General features: G+C 41.1%; 13 protein-coding genes. 7 read left to right on the top strand and 6 right to left on the bottom strand.

Annotated features, from left to right (window positions below; translation table 11 throughout):
* Window positions 1-75: 75 nt before the first annotated feature.
* Window positions 76-255, bottom strand: coding sequence for a hypothetical protein (locus H6G74_RS27865; protein ID WP_190970804.1), 180 nt, complete (start codon window positions 253-255; stop codon window positions 76-78).
* Between the two features lie 25 nt (window positions 256-280).
* Between H6G74_RS27865 and H6G74_RS27860 the strand changes: the two genes are divergently transcribed.
* Window positions 281-1,132: a metal ABC transporter ATP-binding protein gene (locus tag H6G74_RS27860; RefSeq protein WP_190970802.1), complete on the top strand. Its 852-nt coding sequence runs from the start codon at window positions 281-283 to the stop codon at window positions 1,130-1,132.
* Window positions 1,133-1,236: 104 nt separating this feature from the next.
* Window positions 1,237-2,094, top strand: coding sequence for a metal ABC transporter permease (locus H6G74_RS27855; protein ID WP_190970800.1), 858 nt, complete (start codon window positions 1,237-1,239; stop codon window positions 2,092-2,094).
* Window positions 2,095-2,479: 385 nt separating this feature from the next.
* Here H6G74_RS27855 and H6G74_RS27850 read toward each other — a convergent pair whose 3' ends face one another.
* Both H6G74_RS27850 and H6G74_RS27845 read right to left on the bottom strand, forming a co-directional pair.
* Entirely contained in the window at window positions 2,480-3,202 is a 723-nt protein-coding gene (locus tag H6G74_RS27850) for an SDR family NAD(P)-dependent oxidoreductase (RefSeq protein WP_190970798.1), read from the bottom strand.
* 20 nt (window positions 3,203-3,222) lie between these two features.
* Window positions 3,223-3,978, bottom strand: a complete 756-nt coding sequence (locus tag H6G74_RS27845; protein ID WP_190970795.1) for a glucose 1-dehydrogenase — start codon at window positions 3,976-3,978, stop codon at window positions 3,223-3,225.
* Window positions 3,979-4,066: 88 nt separating this feature from the next.
* Here H6G74_RS27845 and H6G74_RS27840 point away from each other — a divergent pair, with 88 nt between their 5' ends.
* Entirely contained in the window at window positions 4,067-4,432 is a 366-nt protein-coding gene (locus tag H6G74_RS27840) for a winged helix-turn-helix transcriptional regulator (RefSeq protein WP_190970793.1), read from the top strand.
* A 17-nt stretch (window positions 4,433-4,449) separates the two neighbouring features.
* On the opposite strand, the gene H6G74_RS27835 is transcribed toward H6G74_RS27840, so the two are convergent.
* Both H6G74_RS27835 and H6G74_RS27830 read right to left on the bottom strand, forming a co-directional pair.
* Complete coding sequence (locus tag H6G74_RS27835; RefSeq protein WP_190970791.1) at window positions 4,450-9,864, bottom strand: trifunctional serine/threonine-protein kinase/ATP-binding protein/sensor histidine kinase; 5,415 nt, start codon at window positions 9,862-9,864, stop codon at window positions 4,450-4,452.
* A gap of 552 nt (window positions 9,865-10,416) precedes the next feature.
* Window positions 10,417-10,566: a nucleotidyl transferase AbiEii/AbiGii toxin family protein gene (locus H6G74_RS27830; protein ID WP_242051366.1), complete on the bottom strand. Its 150-nt coding sequence runs from the start codon at window positions 10,564-10,566 to the stop codon at window positions 10,417-10,419.
* Window positions 10,567-10,720: 154 nt separating this feature from the next.
* On the opposite strand from H6G74_RS27830, the gene H6G74_RS27825 reads away from it, so the two are divergent.
* A complete protein-coding gene (locus H6G74_RS27825) occupies window positions 10,721-11,389 on the top strand; it encodes a 2OG-Fe dioxygenase family protein (protein ID WP_190970789.1) in 669 nt (222 codons plus the stop codon).
* A gap of 121 nt (window positions 11,390-11,510) precedes the next feature.
* Here H6G74_RS27825 and H6G74_RS27820 read toward each other — a convergent pair whose 3' ends face one another.
* On the bottom strand, window positions 11,511-11,924 hold the full coding sequence (locus tag H6G74_RS27820; RefSeq protein ID WP_190970787.1) for a DUF6636 domain-containing protein: 414 nt from the start codon (window positions 11,922-11,924) through the stop codon (window positions 11,511-11,513).
* Between the two features lie 525 nt (window positions 11,925-12,449).
* On the opposite strand from H6G74_RS27820, the gene H6G74_RS27815 reads away from it, so the two are divergent.
* The 3 genes from H6G74_RS27815 to H6G74_RS27805 all read left to right on the top strand — a co-directional run bounded on the left by H6G74_RS27815 (window position 12,450) and on the right by H6G74_RS27805 (window position 17,258).
* Entirely contained in the window at window positions 12,450-14,705 is a 2,256-nt protein-coding gene (locus tag H6G74_RS27815) for an ATP-binding protein (RefSeq protein WP_190970808.1), read from the top strand.
* A gap of 44 nt (window positions 14,706-14,749) precedes the next feature.
* Complete coding sequence (locus H6G74_RS27810; protein WP_190970785.1) at window positions 14,750-15,199, top strand: response regulator; 450 nt, start codon at window positions 14,750-14,752, stop codon at window positions 15,197-15,199.
* Between the two features lie 331 nt (window positions 15,200-15,530).
* On the top strand, window positions 15,531-17,258 hold the full coding sequence (locus tag H6G74_RS27805) for a hybrid sensor histidine kinase/response regulator (protein WP_190970783.1): 1,728 nt from the start codon (window positions 15,531-15,533) through the stop codon (window positions 17,256-17,258).
* Window positions 17,259-17,279: the final 21 nt, after the last annotated feature.

Raw genomic sequence — 17,279 nt, 5'->3', positions numbered from 1 at the left:
TACTCAACCATCTTCCTCTTCGTCTTCCGCGTTGGAGTACTTTTCCTCCTACTCCTGTTGACGATTTCTTTTGCTTCAATTCCTCCTAATTGTAAAAAACCTACACCTGTCAGCCACACCTCCCACCCCCCCCCCACCTCCCACACCTCCCACACCTCCCACACCTCCCACACCTCCCACACCTCCCACACTTCCCACACCTCCCACACTTCCCACACCTCCCACACTTCCCACACCTCCCACTTCACACTTCATACTTCACACTTCATACTTCATTTGCATGGAAACAATATTAGAAATTAGAAATCTTACCTGTGGTTTCCAAACTCAACCAGTATTGACGAATGTCAATTTGTGCTTATATCCTGGACAACTTTCTGGTTTAGTGGGGCCTTCTGGTAGCGGGAAAACTACTCTAATTAAAGCCATATTAGGGTTAGTTAAACCTTGGGCGGGGGAAATTTGGTTTCGTGGAAAACGTTTAAAACCGGGAACTGCGCCGCCAAAAGTGGGTTATGTACCGCAAGTAGAAACAGTAGATTGGAATTTTCCGGTAACTGCACTAGAAGTAGTGATGATGGGGCGTTATCGCAGACAGCAATTTTTACCTTGGTCATCATACCGCGATCGCATTGCGGCGAAAGCTTTATTAGAACGGGTAGGAGTAGCGCACATTGCTAATCGTCCCATTGGTGAGTTATCTGGTGGACAACAGCAACGAGTATTTATTGCTAGGGCGCTAGTTGGTGAACCAGAAATTGTCCTGTTAGATGAACCAACCAGCAGTTCTGATTTACGAGTGCAGCATGAATTATTACATTTGTTGGCGGAACTAAATCAACAAGGGTTAACAATTCTACTTTCTACCCATGATCTAAATTCGGTAGCAACTCATTTACCTTGGGTAGTGTGTTTTAATCACAGCGTTATTGCCCAAGGTGAACCCAGTGATGTGTTTACACCTGCAATTTTAAAGCAGACCTTTGGTGCAGAAATGGTGGTATTTCATCAAAACGATCGCATTTTGATTGCTAATGCAGGTACTTCGTTACGCCATCAAATGCAAGACAATTTACCCCACATCCTCAAAAAAATTCCCTTCAGTCACAACGGACATAATTCTAAATCTTAAAGTACAGGCATTTTTTTGGTTTTTATCTGCGTCCATCTGCGGTTAATTATTTCTGTCTAGTACCTCACTAGAGTCAGAAATACAATACTAGACTTATTAAATACATGGAATTTCTACTTAAACCTTTTGCTTATGAATTTTTTAGCCGCGCTGTAATGGTTGGGATGATGGCGGGGCTATTGTGCGGTGTGATGGGTGTATATATCATCACTCGCCGAATGAGTTACATTGCTCATGGTCTTTCTCATGCGATTTTGGGCGGAGCAGTTTTGAGCTATGTTTTAGGGTTAAATTTTTATGTTGGTTCGGGAATTTGGGGATTTGCTGCTGCTTTGCTCATCCAATATCTTACAGGGCGTAAAGTATATTCTGATGCTGCAATTGGAATTGTGACCACGGCGAGTTTTGCTTTGGGTGTAGCCGTAATTAGTACCTATCGCAAATTTAGCCAAAACTTTGAGGCGGCTTTATTTGGCAATGTCTTGGGCGTTTCTCCTACAGATTTGTGGTTTGTGACGGTAGTATCGATTGTAATTTTAAGCTTAGTGTTTGTGTTTTATCGGCCTTTACTATTTTGGTGTTTTGATCGGGAAGTAGCACAAGTGCATGGTGTCCCAGTGGTGGTGATGGATACATTATTTGCTTTGATGTTGGCAACGTTGTTAGTCGCCACACTGAATGTTTTGGGAGTGACATTAATTATCTCTGCGGTGGTGATTCCGGCTTCTATTGCGCGACTGTTGAGCGATCGCTTTGGTTATATCATGATTATTTCTGGTATTTTAGGCGCAGCGATCGCATTTGCCGGAATTTACCTCAGCTACTACTTAGATATTGCTTCTGGCGCTAGTGTAGTTCTGCTATCCACCTTAATTTTTGCTGGTGTTTTACTGTGGAAAAGCATTCAAAGCCGACGTAAACGCTACTTACCACCCATTTCTACACAACATTATCAAGGTTAATAATAAAATTTATTGCTGGTAATTACTCCCCTCTCCGACACGGAGAGGAGATGGAGGAGAAGTACAAACAGACTTATCAATTCACGTTACATTGTAAATGTAACGTAACGCATTCACAATGTAAGACAACATATTTACAATGTAAGTCATCACATTAACATTGCAAGTCGACACATTAACATTGCGAGGCAGCGCATTCACAATGTGAGCTATCACATTAACATTGCTGATTCCAAAACTTTTGTTTACATCATAGTTTCTGCATTCTAGAAAGATTAGGGAAAAGTTGAGCAAACTCGCGTTAATAGCAAACAAGTGTTCTTCTTTGGGTGAGAAATATCAACCCATCTGTGATGCAACGCGAAGCGTATGAGTTCTAATTTGATTAAATCCCAGGCTTTTCGTACAAGCGCAGCAGACTCCCATTCACCATAGTAGCGGCATCAGAAGCCAGCCAAGCTGTAAATGCGCCAATGTCATCAGCACTAATCCACGTTGGTTGACTGCGTTCTTTACTAGTGCGAGTAGTTACCCAGCTATGAACAATTACTTCATTAATTCGCACAGCACTACCTTTATTTTCCTGCATCAACACCTGAGCTAGCATAAGTTGTCCAGCGGCGGGAATGCTCACGGGGCTGACATTGGGAATCGGTACTTCGGCTGCGGCTCCACCAATCAAAGTGTAACTTGCACCTTTACGTTCTGTTAAAACAGGTAAGAAGGTGCGGGCGGCGATGAAGTGACTAGTTAAATTACTATCTAAATATTGTTGCCATTCGGTAATTGAGACTTCAGTTACAGGTTTGTTACCAAACCACCAACCACCAAGAGAAGCAACCACAGCATCAAGTTGACCAAATTGTTTGAGCAGTTGGTCACGAATACTTTCGGCACTCTCAATTTGGGTAATTTCGCCCACAATCGGAATAAATCTTTCTGGATAAGCAAGTTCGCCTAAATAAGAGCTTAATTCTGCCAATTTTTCGGATTTACGTGATGGCACAGCTACTATAGCACCTGCTTTAAGAAATGCTCTGACAATACCTTCGCCAACATTACCTGCGCCACCTAGAATTAATGCAACTTTGTTTTCTAGTTGAGTCATATTACTTCCTGATAATTTGCTCACCCTGCTAAAATCCCACCGTCAACAGTCAGGGTGTGACCATTGACAAAATCTGTAGCATCAGCGCATAACCAAAGCACAGCATTCGCAATGTCTTCTGGTTTGCCTAAACGTCCGGCTGGGACAATATTTGCAAAAGCTTTAGTATTACCACCACTAGCCTGATTAAGCATTTCGGTTTCAATCGGCCCTGGTGCGATCGCATTTATTCTAATTTTATGGGAGGCATATTCTAAAGCTGCGGCTTTTGTTAGCATCACCACAGCAGTTTTAGAAGCATCGTAAATTGATAAGCCAGGTGCTAAAGGACGAAAACCATTAATAGAAGCTGTATTGACAATTGCACCTCCATTACCTTGGGCTAACATTTGGCTAATTTCGTGCTTCATACACAAAAATACGCCCTTAACATTAACACCAAAAACTTTGTCGTAGTTTTGTTCTGTTTGTTCTGCCAACACCGCATTCTGTCCCAACATTCCAGCATTATTAAATGCAATGTCGAGTTTGCCAAACTTATCAACAACAGCAGCAATAGTGGCTTTTATATCTGCTTCTTGCGCCACATCTGCTTTGATAAACAAACCTTCACTACCAGCTTGATGAATTAAGTTAAGAGTCTCATTACCTTCTTCGGCGCGTCTTCCCACAACTGCAACTTTAGCACCAGCACCAGCAAAAGCGATCGCAGTAGTGCGCCCAATCCCAGAAGTACCCCCAGTGACGAGGGCAACTTTGTTTGCTAAAGATTTCATGCAAATTTCCCTGTTTTCACTAATAAAGCAGTGTGCCTGATTTCGATTTTGCTTACAAGTAGGAACTTTCTGGTGATATAGTTACCTCATGGTTCCCAAAAATGAACAAATCATCTTGAGTGCAGACTGTCCTGTGCGACAGATGCTCGATTTAGTAGGAGATAAATGGACACCGCCAGTCATGTATCTTTTATCTTCTGGTACCAAGCGATATACTGATTTTCAACGTCAAATTCCTGATGTATCAAAAAAAATGCTGACACAAACCCTCAGAAGGTTAGAGTCAGCAGGTGTTGTCGAACGAACTGTATATCCAGTTGTGCCACCAAAGGTAGAATATAAACTCACACCCTTTGGTGAACAGCTAATTGAACCGATCGCTACTTTGGCAGAATGGGCTTGGCAACATCAAGAAGATTTGCGACTAGTTGCGGAACGGCAAAATAATTTGTAATTCACATCAGGCAGAAGTTACTGCTCACCAATCGGCAGGTAGATGCAAAACTCACTACCTTGTCCTACCTGAGACTGTACTTCTAGTCTGCCACCATGTTTTTCGACCACAATTTGACGAGCGATCGATAATCCCAATCCTGTACCTTTCCCTACAGCTTTGGTAGTAAATAAATGGTCAAATATTTTCTTCTGAACTTCCTGTGTCATACCTTTACCATTATCACGAATACGAATATCTACCTGGTTTGATATAACTTCAGTACGAATGGTAATTATTTGGGGATTAGCTTCCAGTTCTTTAAAGGATTGAGTTTGAGCCATTTCGTCAAACATATCAATGGCATTCGCCAGGATATTCATAAATACTTGGTTTAACTGTCCAGGAAAGCATTCGATTGGAGGTAAATCGCCAAACTCTTGTATGATTTGTATCTCTGGACGAAACTCATTGGCTTTGAGGCGATATTTCAAAATTAATAACGTGCTGTCGAGTCCCTCATGGAGATTGGCACTGACTTTGTATTCGGTATCCGCACGGGAGAAGGTACGGAGGCTATTACTGATACTTGTGATGCGATCCGTTGCTCCTTTCATCGAATTAAGTAACTTTGGTAAGTCTTCTGTGAGAAATTCCAGATCAATTTCTTTAGCTTTCTGTTTTACTGTTGTAGCTGCTTGGGGATGGTGTTCTTGATAAAGGGCAATGTAGTCTAGTAAATCTTGCACATAATCTCTTGCATTGTTGATACTGCCATTGAGGAAACCAATAGGATTGTTGATTTCATGGGCGACACCAGCCACCAAGTTACCCAAAGATGCCATTTTTTCGCTTTGTACAACTTGTAATTGCGATCGCTCCAGTTGTTGAGCATAATTCTGAGATTGTTGATAAAGTCGGGCATTTTCTAGGGAAATGGCAGCTTGGGTACAGAGGAAATTGAGAATTAAAATCCGAGCTTGGGTAAATACCCCACAAGTAAGTTGATTGTTGAGATATAAAATGCCAATTAAATGCCCCTGATGGAGAAGAGGCAAACATAGTAAGCTCTTGGGCTGGTGTTGTCTGAGATAGTCACCAATTACAGGTAAGGTAGTTTCCAGGTTGTCAATTACCACAAATTCTTGGGTGTTTTTGACGTACTGAATCAGCTTGACTGGTATATGGGGATTATTGATCAGTGGTTCAGCACAAAGTTGTGTTTCATTAAGAGTAGCGATCGCTCGCACTTGCCATTCTCCAGTCTCACTGAGCAACATCAAAGCACAGCGATCTGCGCCTGAGTTTTGCAAAATAATTTGGGTGAGTTGATGTAGAAGTTCATCTAAGTGAATTGTGCTAGAAAGTGCTTGAGAGGCTTTGAGGATAATGGCAAAATCAAGGGAATTGTTAATGTTGGTAATACTGGAACTTTTGCGATCGCTGGGATGAGGAGATACAGTTAGCGGGGAGATCGTTGCTAAGGTACTCAAAATACTCGTAGATACTTCTGCCTGTTGCAAGATGGGGCGAAGCAAATCGGGATAGTTGGTTTCTAAGTCAGCAACTTTGGCTTTAGCTCCCCATCGAGAATAACAGTAGTAGGCTTCTTGCATATAGCCTGCGGCGACTTTTTCTTTTTCCCAATTAAGATAGAATTTGGCGGCGAGTTCGTTGGCGAGGGCTTCATCTTGGATGAATCCATTGGCTTTTGCTCCTGCAATGGCGCGATCATAAGCGTCCACTGCATCGGCTCTCTTGCCAATTACTCGATAACGTTCTGCTTCAATTAGCTGCCAACGGTGCTGATGATTTACCGGAGATAGAGTTGCCCAATACTGCAATTTTTCTTGATGTTGTTGTACTTTGAGCAGGATGAATTGACGCTCTTCAACTGGAGTACTTTCTGTATATTGGGCTAATTGAATCAGCGCGTCAAACCAGAAATAGAGGGGAACTATGAACATACCCACAACCCCATCTAGATACTGAGCAGTTTCGGCAGAGGTTTGAATTGCTTCGTAGTTTTTTGCAAAAATGTAATAAAGAATGCTTTGGTTAAAGAACCAGTAAAATAATGCTGTGCGTTGATTGGTTGCTTGTAGTTGGGGAAGTGATTGTTCTTGGTTAAATATTGTGCCAGTGAGTATGTAGGGTGTTGCCGTCTCACCTAGTAAATTCAGAGCTGTTTGTTGATAGATTTCTTGGAATGGTAAAGAAAATGCCAGCTTATATTGAATAATTGTTTGGCGGTAAGCCTCCATTGTTTTAACAATTTCTGTTAAGTTCTGCCCCTGATGATAAGCATAAGCACAGTAAGCAACAGCATTACAACCGAGTGCTTCTATATCTCCAGTTTCCAGGCTATTACGATAGGCTGCTTGCAAGCAAGGAACTATTTCCGATAAGCCAATTTTCCAATGCTTAATGTAAGTATTAACCACATATCCAGAACGACCTGTGAAAGATTTTGCTTGGAATCTTTCCAATAAACTTAATGCCAATTCACCAAAATCGTAACCATTGGTAATATCGCCCATAATGCCGCAGAGGACTATACCATAGTCACCATAAGTAAATATTGAGACAGGGGCGTTACCTGATTTGATGGATAGTTCAACTTGCTTGAAAATCAGCAACAGCATTAAGTTGGGTGATGTCACATAGGCAGCAGGTGTTAAAATTGTCAACATATTCATCGCTGCCAAAAGATGGGAGTCGGACATCGTTGGCAGATCAAGTAAACTCTGGGGTGGTTTGTCAATCCAATGCGATCGCGTTCCCTCATATCCTTCTCGAATATCTGCCTGGGTTGGCTGCTGTGGAAATTCAATACCCAACTCTTTTAAAACCTGTAACCCAATATTGAGGGAATCCAGGAGTTTTCCTTGGGCTTTAGCTCCCATAATCCGAGTTTGCTGAACTTTGATGGTATCGAGTAAGTTTTTAGCCCGTTGCAACACTAAATTAGCCCACTGTTCCATCTGCTCAAAATCAGTATTGAGGTAGCTGGCTTCTGCCATCTCTTCATATAGTGCTAGAGAAAGAGAATAGTGGCTTTCCCAAGCTGTTTTCGGTAGTAACTCAATTCCCGTAGATAAATAGGCGATCGCTGCTTCATAGGCGGTAGAGGTCTTTGCTTTTCGCCCCGCCTCCAGGTTCAACTGTGCTAAATCTTCTCGTTCTTGCGGTTGTGAAATGAAGCCTCTGCCGATATTCAAATGATTGACGATTTCAAATAATCGTTCTTCCCGCTCGCTGTTTGCAGACTTGTGAAGCAATAACTGCCCAATTTTCAGGTGAGTTGTCTGCTTTTGCTTTTCTGGGATTAATGAGTAAGCAGCTTGTTGGACGCGATCGTGCAGAAACCGATAGTTGAGGGTTTTCTGTGGGGTGTGCTGTGTTGCTTGAGTTTCTGACAAATAAAATTTGTACAAATCGCCTTGCGGCAGAATCAACCCTTCCTGTAATGCTTTCCACAATGTTGCTGCTACTTCTGTTGGGGATTGCTGCGAAACGATCGCCAGTGTATTTAAATCAAACTGTGCGCCAATACAAGCTGCAAGTTTTAAAATTTCTTGGGTTGCTTGCGGTAGCTTTTGCAATTGCTGCACCATCAATTCAACCACATCATTGGTCAAAGCCGCTTCTCGCACTTGCAGAATATTGCACTGCCAATATCCTGCATTAGAGTTAAAGGTAATTAACTGGTCTTGATGTAATGCCTTCAAAAACTGGTTCGCAAAGAAAGGATTACCTTGTGTTTTCTGTATGACCAGTTCTGTAAGTGGTTGCACTATGGATGCGGGAGCGTGAAGGGTATCGGCAATCAAGTGATTGAGACTGGTAAAAGTCAGGGGTTGTAGGGTGATGGTGTGGATTTTTACTCCAGCTTTTTCCATTCCATTGAGGGTCAACATCAACGGGTGGGTGGCAAACACTTCATTATCCCGATAAGCACCCAGCAGTAATAGACAGCCTGTTTGCGACTCAGACATTAACACCTGAATCAAATTCAACGAAGCTAAATCTGCCCATTGCAAATCATCAACAAACATTACTAACGGATGTTCGGGGATAGTAAAGACTTGAATGAACCTTTGAAACAACAAATTAAACCGATTTTGGGCTGCGGTTCCTGATAATTCTACGGCTGGGGGTTGTATGCCAATGATGCGTTCAAGTTCGGGAATCAGTTCTATAATGACTTGGGCATTTTCTCCCAGTGCTGCTAAAGTCTGAGTCTTCCAGTGTTGTAATTGAGTATCACTTTCACTGAGCAATTGCCCGACTAAATCCCGAAAGGCTTGCACAAAAGCGGAAAAGGGAATGTTGCGATTGAACTGGTCAAACTTACCTTTGATGAAGTAACCACGCTGCCGGACTATGGGTTTGTGGACTTCATTGATGACGGCGGTTTTGCCAATCCCGGAAAACCCCGCTACGAGCATTAATTCTGTAGTCCCAACTGCAACCCGCTCAAAGGCATCGAGTAAGACTTGCACTTCGGTTTCCCTGCCGTAGAGCTTTTCAGGAATGGTAAAGCGATCGCACAAATCTCTCTGTCCTAGCTTAAACTCCGCAATTGTGCCTGTTTCTTTGTACTGGCTCAAACAATGTTCCAAATCATATTTGAGTCCCAGCGCACTCTGATAACGGTCTTCGGCATTTTTCGCCATAAGTTTCGCCACAATTGCAGCTACCATCGGAGGTACATCGGGATTGACCTGATTGACAGACATCGGTACTTGAGCAATATGACAATGAATCAACTCCAAGGGGTCTTCACTGATAAATGGCAATTGTCTAGTTAATAACTGATACAGTGTGATACCCAGAGCATAGAAATCTGTTCGGTAATCAATCCCCCGATTCATCCGTCCTGTTTGTTCTGGCGCGAGATAAGCCAGAGTGCCTTCTAACACATTGGGATTTTGGATGGTTTGAGTTTCTTTGGGTAACAGGGAAGCAATACTGAAGTCGATGAGTTGCACCTGTTTCGAGTCTGGGTGGATGAGAATATTCGCAGGTTTAATATCTTTATGGATGACTCGATGTTGATGCAGGTGATGGAGAATTTCTGCTAGTTGAATGGCAAGCGTCAGCATCTCGGCAAGTGAGAGGGGCTGTTGTTGGAGGTACTGCCCTAAAGAAATACTGCCCAAGTCCTCCATCACTAAGGCATAACTGTTCCCCAAAGATTCTAAACTCAAAGGTTGAACAATACCTGCGATCGGCAGATTTTTGGTGATGGTATATTGATTGCGAAACTGTACGAGTTCACTAAAGCTGGGATAATCCTGATGCAGCACCTTAATCACTACTGGGCGCTTTGTCTCTGTTTGTACCGCACGATACACAATTGTTCTTGTTCCCCGATAGATTTGCTCAAGGATCTGATAACCCGAAAGCTGCAAAAGCGTTTGCGTGCGGGTGCTATTAGAATCTGCCATAGCTTTCAGTGAAACACATATTTCTTACGACTGCCTTATCTCTAGAATTCCCAGAAATTTTGGCGATCGCATCACATAAAATTTACCTTAAAGAAGTCATGAAGCACTCCGCCAAAGCCGGAGAAGTCATATCATGTCTGATAAAAGACTTATCATAAAAATTGCAGGAGAGACACTGCCTTGGGCGGCTTTGCCGATTTGTAGTAAGTGTCGTCGGGTTTCCCGACTTGTAGGCGCGCTCTGCGCGGCTTCTCGCAGAGTAGCGACTGGCGTGGTAGGGAGCATGGGGAGAAAGAGTTCTGTCTTTCTGCACAGATGTGTTGAATCATAACTGATTTGCCGGATATGATATCAAAAGTCAAAATTATTCTTCATTTTTGCCTTTTGACTTTTGCCTTGTGACTTACCTCCTTCAATCGCCAGCAATTCCCGAAAGCGTTGGGCTGTGGATTCAATAAGCTAATCGTCATTTAAGTTGCACCATGTTCATGGTAATAAAAGCTGCAAACCTTCTCCCCTGCTCCCTGCCCCCCTGCGGCCTCAATGTGCAAATTAAATGCTTAACAGCTTATCAAAGGGATATAACCCCAGAAAATCAACATCAACTGCAATGCGATGGCCTGGGGGAACCCACAACCGCATTAACATTCCGCCACGCAGAACTAAATCTGCGGTGTGAGTGGAGTTAGCAACACGATGCAAAAGACTTTCCAGGAGGTGATTACTTTATCACAAATTGTCAAATTCTGTAGTCAATTTAACGACAGTTTAATAAAAAGTAGCATATACTCGGTGGTATAAGCCTCCGAGAAAGAAAAATAGCGGAGGATTTAAACCTAATCAGCAGGTAAATCCTATGCAAAAAGTATGGGAATCAACAGACTTAGAATATGCTTTTCTGTTCACTTTAAGAAAGGTAAATTCTATTAATCCAGAAGGTTTTCAGCCATTTTTTAATAATTTGCCAGTTGATCCTTATATCAAAGGCAATTATCGGTTAAGAAGATTATCTCGTTTTACCGTTTCGGGGAATGATTTAATTAAACTACCACATGGCTATCTCTTCCAAAGCAAAACATATAACCCTTTATTGGGAGATATTAAAAGAGAATTTGCAGAATTAGAAGATGGCATCATTGAGCTTGATATCTTTAAAAAGATGGTTTTAGCATTTAGCGACTCTTGTAAACTGCATCCAGAAGCAGAAATCGGAGTTCATCAAATCAGAACTATCTGTTCTGCCGAAAATATGGGGAATCCCGCCCCTGAAGGTATCCATCAAGATGGTACTGATTTTATTGGAATTTTCTCTGTGGCTAGAGAAAACATTCAAGGTGGAGAAACACATCTATATACAGCGAAAAAAGAAAAGCCAGTTTTTAGCAAAGTGCTTAATTCTGGTGAATTATTATTAGTTAATGACCACGAATTTTTCCATTTTACGACTCCCATTAAACCGCAAGTTGATGGGTTAGGTATTCGGGATGTGTTTGTGTTAACTTCGCCTAGCTTGCTAACTGAATAAATATAAGACTTTTATTTGATTGTCGAATAAACTTAGTATATTTAGGGTGTGTTACGGCTTACACCTAACACACCAAAAGCTTTTTTGATGAAGCGATCGCACTCAACTTAATGCTGATATTTTAAAAGAATCTTTGTTTTTCTCGGCTCAGTTCCCAGCCTCTTTGATCGCGATTAACACAAGTTAAGCCTGTTCTTCTGGATGTGCAGACAATACCTTCATGACGTAATGTCTTACCATATTGCAAAACAGGGTTTTGGGGATTTACTGTTGTATCACCATAACAACCCCGATAACCACGACCCTGTGCATCGAGAATAAAGGCATGACCCCAGTCTAATTCACAGTTTTTGGGTTGGGGTGGAATTTTTGCAGTGATTTTTATAATATCGCAACGAATGCTTGCTTGTAGAATTGTACAGTGAATATTTCCAGTAGGTGTTTTAAATGACGTTTCTGCTTGGGCGATCGCAGGCAAAGATATCATGGAAACTAAACTGGTTGTCAAAATAGTCAAAAAATTCTTGCACTTCATACACAACACCTTGTCAGAAATAAAAAGTTTTTGATAGCAAATTTGTTTTTTCCAGGCTGGTGCAACTTTCTCTAAATGCACACATCCCTTTTTTTGATTTGCCGAATCAATTATAACGTCAATATTAATACTGCCAAGTACTTAAATAACTACAGTACTGATCAAATAAACAAACTTTATAATTCTCACTAATACTTGCTTTGACAGTTTTACAAAAATTCAAGTTTCATAGAGATGAAAAATAGGTGTAACTTTTATGTCCTAAAATTTTAGTGGCTACAAATCATCTATAGGACTCATATTTGATTTGGGAAAAAAATCAGTACACTCAGATCAGGCTTCTTTCCTACTCCCGACTCCCCATTCCCTATTCCCTACCTACACAAATAAATTCAGAAATCAAACCGGATTCCTATAGATGTCAGCAACTCATAAGTTTCTATCAATTTGGAGCAAGAACAAGGCAGAATAATTCCTATCTGCGATTTAGTGCATTGTCATCAGTTAAACTTTATCTATTCCACCATGAGTCCTGAAGACATCACTACTCAACCTGCTTCTGAAAACAGCCATGACCAACCGATTCATCTTCCTGGGTCGATACAGCCTCATGGTTTATTACTGGCTTTGAATGCTGAATTAGAAATTTGGCAAGTCAGCAACAACACCGCGACTTATCTAGACAAACAACCCCAAGATTTACTCGGTCAACCACTGAGTTGTTTACTGGCGACTCCACAGGTAACAGCGATTAAACAATGCTTAGAGAAAAAAATTGGAACTTTCACAATTTTGAAAATACCAATTACAACCGATAATCAAGCACGCTACTTTGATGGGATTGCTCATCGGACAACCAATGCGGTAATTTTGGAACTAGAACCAAAAAACAGTGATGAAAATATCAGTTTTTTAGGCTTTCATACTTTGGTGAGTGAAGCGATCGCACATTTGCAACACACCACAAACTTAGCAGAATTTCTACATTTAGTTGCCGCCGAATATAGCAAAATCACTGCTTTTGACCGCGTGATGGTCTATCAATTTGATGAACAAGGTGCAGGTTCAGTAGTTGCAGAAGCTAAACGAGAAGATTTATCACCTTATTTGGGACTTCACTTTCCCGCTACAGATATTCCCACACCTGTCAGACAGCTATACACCCAATGCTTACAAAGATTTATTCCTGATTTTACAGCCCAACCTGTAAAGTTAATTTCCCAGGATGCAGCTACACCCCTTGATTTAACTTGGTCAGTATTACGGAGTGTAGATCCATGCTGTATTACCTATCATCAAAATATGGGTGTATCTGCCATTTTGGTGATTGCTTTAATTAAAAATCAGCAGTTGTGGGGGTTAATTTCCTGTCATCATCAAACACCAAAGTATCTAACCTACGAAGTGCGGAAAATCTGCGAATTTTTGGGTCAAATTGTCTCCTCAGAGTTAGGACATAAAGTTATTCACTCTGAATTAGACTACGAAGTGAGGCTGAAATCCCTCCAAGCTGAATTTGTCGAGTTAATTTCCCAAGCCGATAATTTTATTGATGCTTTAATTAAACCGCAACCAAGTTTACTTGCCCTTGTTAGTGCCACCGGAGCAGCTGTATGTTTAGACAATGAAATTACACTGGTGGGTGCAACGCCAAAAATAGAACAGGTACGAAAATTAATCACTTGGGTCGATAATCACGTTAGTGAACGCATATTTGCCACCAATTCTCTGCCGAAACTTTACCCAGAAGCGGTTCAATTTAAAAATACTGCCAGTGGGTTGCTGTTGTTACGTATTTCTCAAGTGCAGCGTTACTATATTTTGTGGTTTCGTCCCGAAGTTGTGCAGACTATTAATTGGGCGGGAAATCCTAATGAGTCAATCCAGACAAATACAGATGGTAGCGTTACTCTGTGTCCGCGCACATCCTTTGAAAAGTGGCAAGAAATCGTCCAGTTAACATCTCTACCTTGGAAACAGTGTGAGATTGATAATGCTTGGGCTTTGAAGGGGGCAATTGTTGGTATTGTTCTTTCTAAAGCGGAAGAATTAGCCAAAATCAACCAAGAGTTAGAACGCAGTAACCGCGAACTTGCTTCTTTTGCTTATGCAGCGTCTCATGATTTGAAAGAACCTTTGCGCGGGATTTATAATTTCTCGACAATTTTAATCGAAGATTATGCCGACATCTTAGATGCAGATGGCATTGACTACTTACAGACTGTCCTTGCTTTGTCTGTGCGGATGGAAACGCTGATTAATTCGCTGTTGCGTCTCTCTCAATTAGGGCAAACAGAATTACATCTCCAACTAACTGATTTTAATGAATTGCTAAACCAAGTAATTGATGTCATTCAGGCCAGCCGTCAAGAAGCACAACTGAATATTGACATTCCTCGACCTTTACCAGCAGTTCAGTGTGACCCGGTATTAGTCCATGAAGTTTTTACTAATTTAATAATTAATGCTTTGAAATATAACGATAAACCAGAACCATTGATTGAAATTGGCTTTATTACTCAGCAAGAATCAGATAAACTTCAAAAATTCACTTTATTTCCCGTTTTTTACGTCAAAGATAACGGAATTGGTATTCAACCCCATCATTATCAAACCATCTTTCGTCTATTTAAGCGGCTGCACTCGCAAGAAAAGTATGGCGGCGGTACAGGTGCAGGACTCGCCATTTCTAAAAAAATTGTTGAGTTACACAGCGGTCAGATTTGGGTGGAATCTAGTATGGGCAATGGTTCCACGTTTTATTTCACGTTGCGGCAATAGTTTAAGATATTTGAAAAATTTTGTTACATTTTTTAAAATCTCTGATGACAAAAAAACTTAACAAACCTCTGTTGGTTGTTGAGGATAGCAATGAAGACTTTAAAATGTTGCAACGCCTAATGCGGCGGTTGGCTGTCCAGAACCCTATATATAGATGTACAAACGGGGATGAGGTTTTGGACTTCCTTTATCGAGAAGAGAATTCCCAAAACCCGAACACCATACCGAAGCCTTCGGTGATTTTGCTTGACCTTAATTTACCTGGGATTGATGGCCGTGACATCCTAGAACGACTCAAGCAAGATATCAGTTTAAAGAAAATCCCCATTGTGGTGTTTACCACGTCATCTAACCCCAAAGACATTGAATTTTGCTACCAAAAAGGTGCCAATGGCTATCTAGTCAAGCCGATGGATGCTCAAGAACTGCAAAAGACAGTGCAAGCATTTGTTGAGTATTGGTTGGAAAGGAATACCTTACCGCCTGTGGATTAGAGGCTCCGGCAAAGCCGGAGAAGTCAAAAGTATTCTTGATTTTTGACTTTTAACTTTTGCCTTTTGACTTACTGCTACGTGGTTGGGGCAGAAGGCAGGAGTTTATTTCTAGCCCCTAATACCATTTCACGAAAAATCTGATACAGATGTAAACCCTGAAAGGTTTACTGTATCTAAGTTTTTTAATTGCGAATTGCGACTTGCGAATTGTGAATTGGTATAACCCCTTAAACTTAAGATTTAATTTATATTTTTGTAATAGTTAGTTAATATTGCTGTCATTTGTGGGATGCTAAGTCAAGGAGTGTAAATATTCTCCCTAATTCTTAATATGCCGGACACCTGGACGCTACTCATCATTGATGATTGTGCCGAGGATCGGAAAGTTTATCGTCGGTACTTATTAAAAGATCCCCAAAATTCATATCAGATATTCGAGGCTGACTCTGCGGAAGAAGGGTTGGCATTATGTCAAGCAATTCACTGTGATGTGATTCTGCTAGATTTTTGCTTGCCGGATATGAGTGGGTTAGATTTGTTGGAACGCTTGCAAAAGTGTCGAGGTGAAACGCCTGCTTCTATTATTATGTTGACTGGGCGTGGTGATGAAGCGGTTGCGGTGCAAGCAATGAAGCGTGGTGCTGATGATTATTTAGTAAAAAAGCACCTCCAGTTAGATGTTTTGCAATTAGCAGTGCGTAATGCGATTAAGCAATCTTGTCTGAAAGTTAAACTCAGTCAAACTCAAGAAAGACAGCGTTTAATTGCGACAACAGCACTGCGGATTCGTCAGTCTTTAAATGTCGAAGAAATTTTGCATACGGCTGTGGTGGAAGTACAGCAACTTTTGAAATGCGATCGCGTGATTATTTATCAGTTTACCTCTGATATGGGTGGCAAGATAGTTGCCTCATCTGGGGAAACTGAACAAAGATATGATCACATTTCAGATAGTTACCATCAACCAGAAACTCACTTTGTCACTACACAAGTAGCGCACAGTACAACTGTACGTAGACAAAAAAGTTTAGTTGTTGCCTATAGTAATCTGGGTGAAAATCATCAATGGCGACACAGACGCAGAATTTCTCGTGTTTATGAGGCAAGTTTGAGTCATTTTTGCTTTCACAAAAAAGAGCAATTAAATACTCAAGCTAATTTAGTAGTTCCGATTAATGTTAGTCACAATAGCCACCCCAATCCTAAACTTTGGGGTTTTTTAATTGCCGAACCCAGTTCAGAAGATAAGCTATGGCCTGCTGATGAAGTAGAAATTCTCAACCAAGTATCGGTGCAGTTGGCGATCGCAATTCAACAGGCGGAACTGTTGGCAATGACTCAAGCTGCACTCGTCAAAGAAAAGGAACTCAATAAGTTTAAATCTCAAATTGTGACTACAGTTTCTCACGAATACCGTACACCTTTAGCTTCGATTTTGGCGGCTGCATCAACCATCAAACAACGCAGCGAACAGTTGGATGAAGCAAGAAAAAATCGCTTTTTACAAATAATTGAGCAGAAAGCAAGACACATGTCTAAACTTGTGGATGATATGCTTTTAGTTCATCAATTAGAACTGGATAAAACTAAATTTAAACCACAACCTTTAGATGTCTTGCAATTTATTTCTGAGTTAATTACTGAACAACAAGAAATATTAGATAATCGCCATAAAATCATTTTGCAAGTGACAGGTAATCATCAAAACTTTTGGGGCGATCGCGGACTTTTGCGCCAAATACTTTTAAACTTATTATCTAATGCCATCAAGTATTCTCCCGCAGGCGGCAATGTTATTGTTTATCTCAACGGTAAAGAATCAGAAATATTCCTAGAAATTCAAGATGAGGGGATGGGTATTCCTCTTGCAGATCAAGAAAATTTATTCAAATCTTTTAGTCGGGGTAGTAATGTTGACACCATACCAGGAACAGGTTTGGGTTTAGTAATTACTAAAGCTTGTGTAGAATTACATGGTGGGAATATTACTTTATCTAGTCAAGTGGGACAGGGAACTAAAGTTAAAGTTAGGTTGCCAAAGCAGCATTCTAATTCTTGACATACCTCGGAATGAATTCCA

Source organism: Nostoc spongiaeforme FACHB-130 (assembly GCF_014698475.1).
In the GTDB taxonomy this organism is placed as follows: Bacteria; Cyanobacteriota; Cyanobacteriia; order Cyanobacteriales; family Nostocaceae; genus Nostoc_B; species Nostoc_B spongiaeforme.
This window is presented reverse-complemented; position numbering and strand designations above follow the sequence as displayed.

Bases quoted from the DNA above. Each gene is read 5' to 3' on its own strand.
- H6G74_RS27865 (WP_190970804.1), bottom strand. From the start codon at position 255: ATGAAGTGTGAAGTGGGAGGTGTGGGAAGTGTGGGAGGTGTGGGAAGT.
- H6G74_RS27860 (WP_190970802.1), top strand. From the start codon at position 281: ATGGAAACAATATTAGAAATTAGAAATCTTACCTGTGGTTTCCAAACT.
- H6G74_RS27855 (WP_190970800.1), top strand. From the start codon at position 1,237: ATGGAATTTCTACTTAAACCTTTTGCTTATGAATTTTTTAGCCGCGCT.
- H6G74_RS27850 (WP_190970798.1), bottom strand. From the start codon at position 3,202: ATGACTCAACTAGAAAACAAAGTTGCATTAATTCTAGGTGGCGCAGGT.
- H6G74_RS27845 (WP_190970795.1), bottom strand. From the start codon at position 3,978: ATGAAATCTTTAGCAAACAAAGTTGCCCTCGTCACTGGGGGTACTTCT.
- H6G74_RS27840 (WP_190970793.1), top strand. From the start codon at position 4,067: ATGGTTCCCAAAAATGAACAAATCATCTTGAGTGCAGACTGTCCTGTG.
- H6G74_RS27835 (WP_190970791.1), bottom strand. From the start codon at position 9,864: ATGGCAGATTCTAATAGCACCCGCACGCAAACGCTTTTGCAGCTTTCG.
- H6G74_RS27825 (WP_190970789.1), top strand. From the start codon at position 10,721: ATGCAAAAAGTATGGGAATCAACAGACTTAGAATATGCTTTTCTGTTC.
- H6G74_RS27820 (WP_190970787.1), bottom strand. From the start codon at position 11,924: ATGAAGTGCAAGAATTTTTTGACTATTTTGACAACCAGTTTAGTTTCC.
- H6G74_RS27815 (WP_190970808.1), top strand. From the start codon at position 12,450: ATGAGTCCTGAAGACATCACTACTCAACCTGCTTCTGAAAACAGCCAT.
- H6G74_RS27810 (WP_190970785.1), top strand. From the start codon at position 14,750: ATGACAAAAAAACTTAACAAACCTCTGTTGGTTGTTGAGGATAGCAAT.
- H6G74_RS27805 (WP_190970783.1), top strand. From the start codon at position 15,531: ATGCCGGACACCTGGACGCTACTCATCATTGATGATTGTGCCGAGGAT.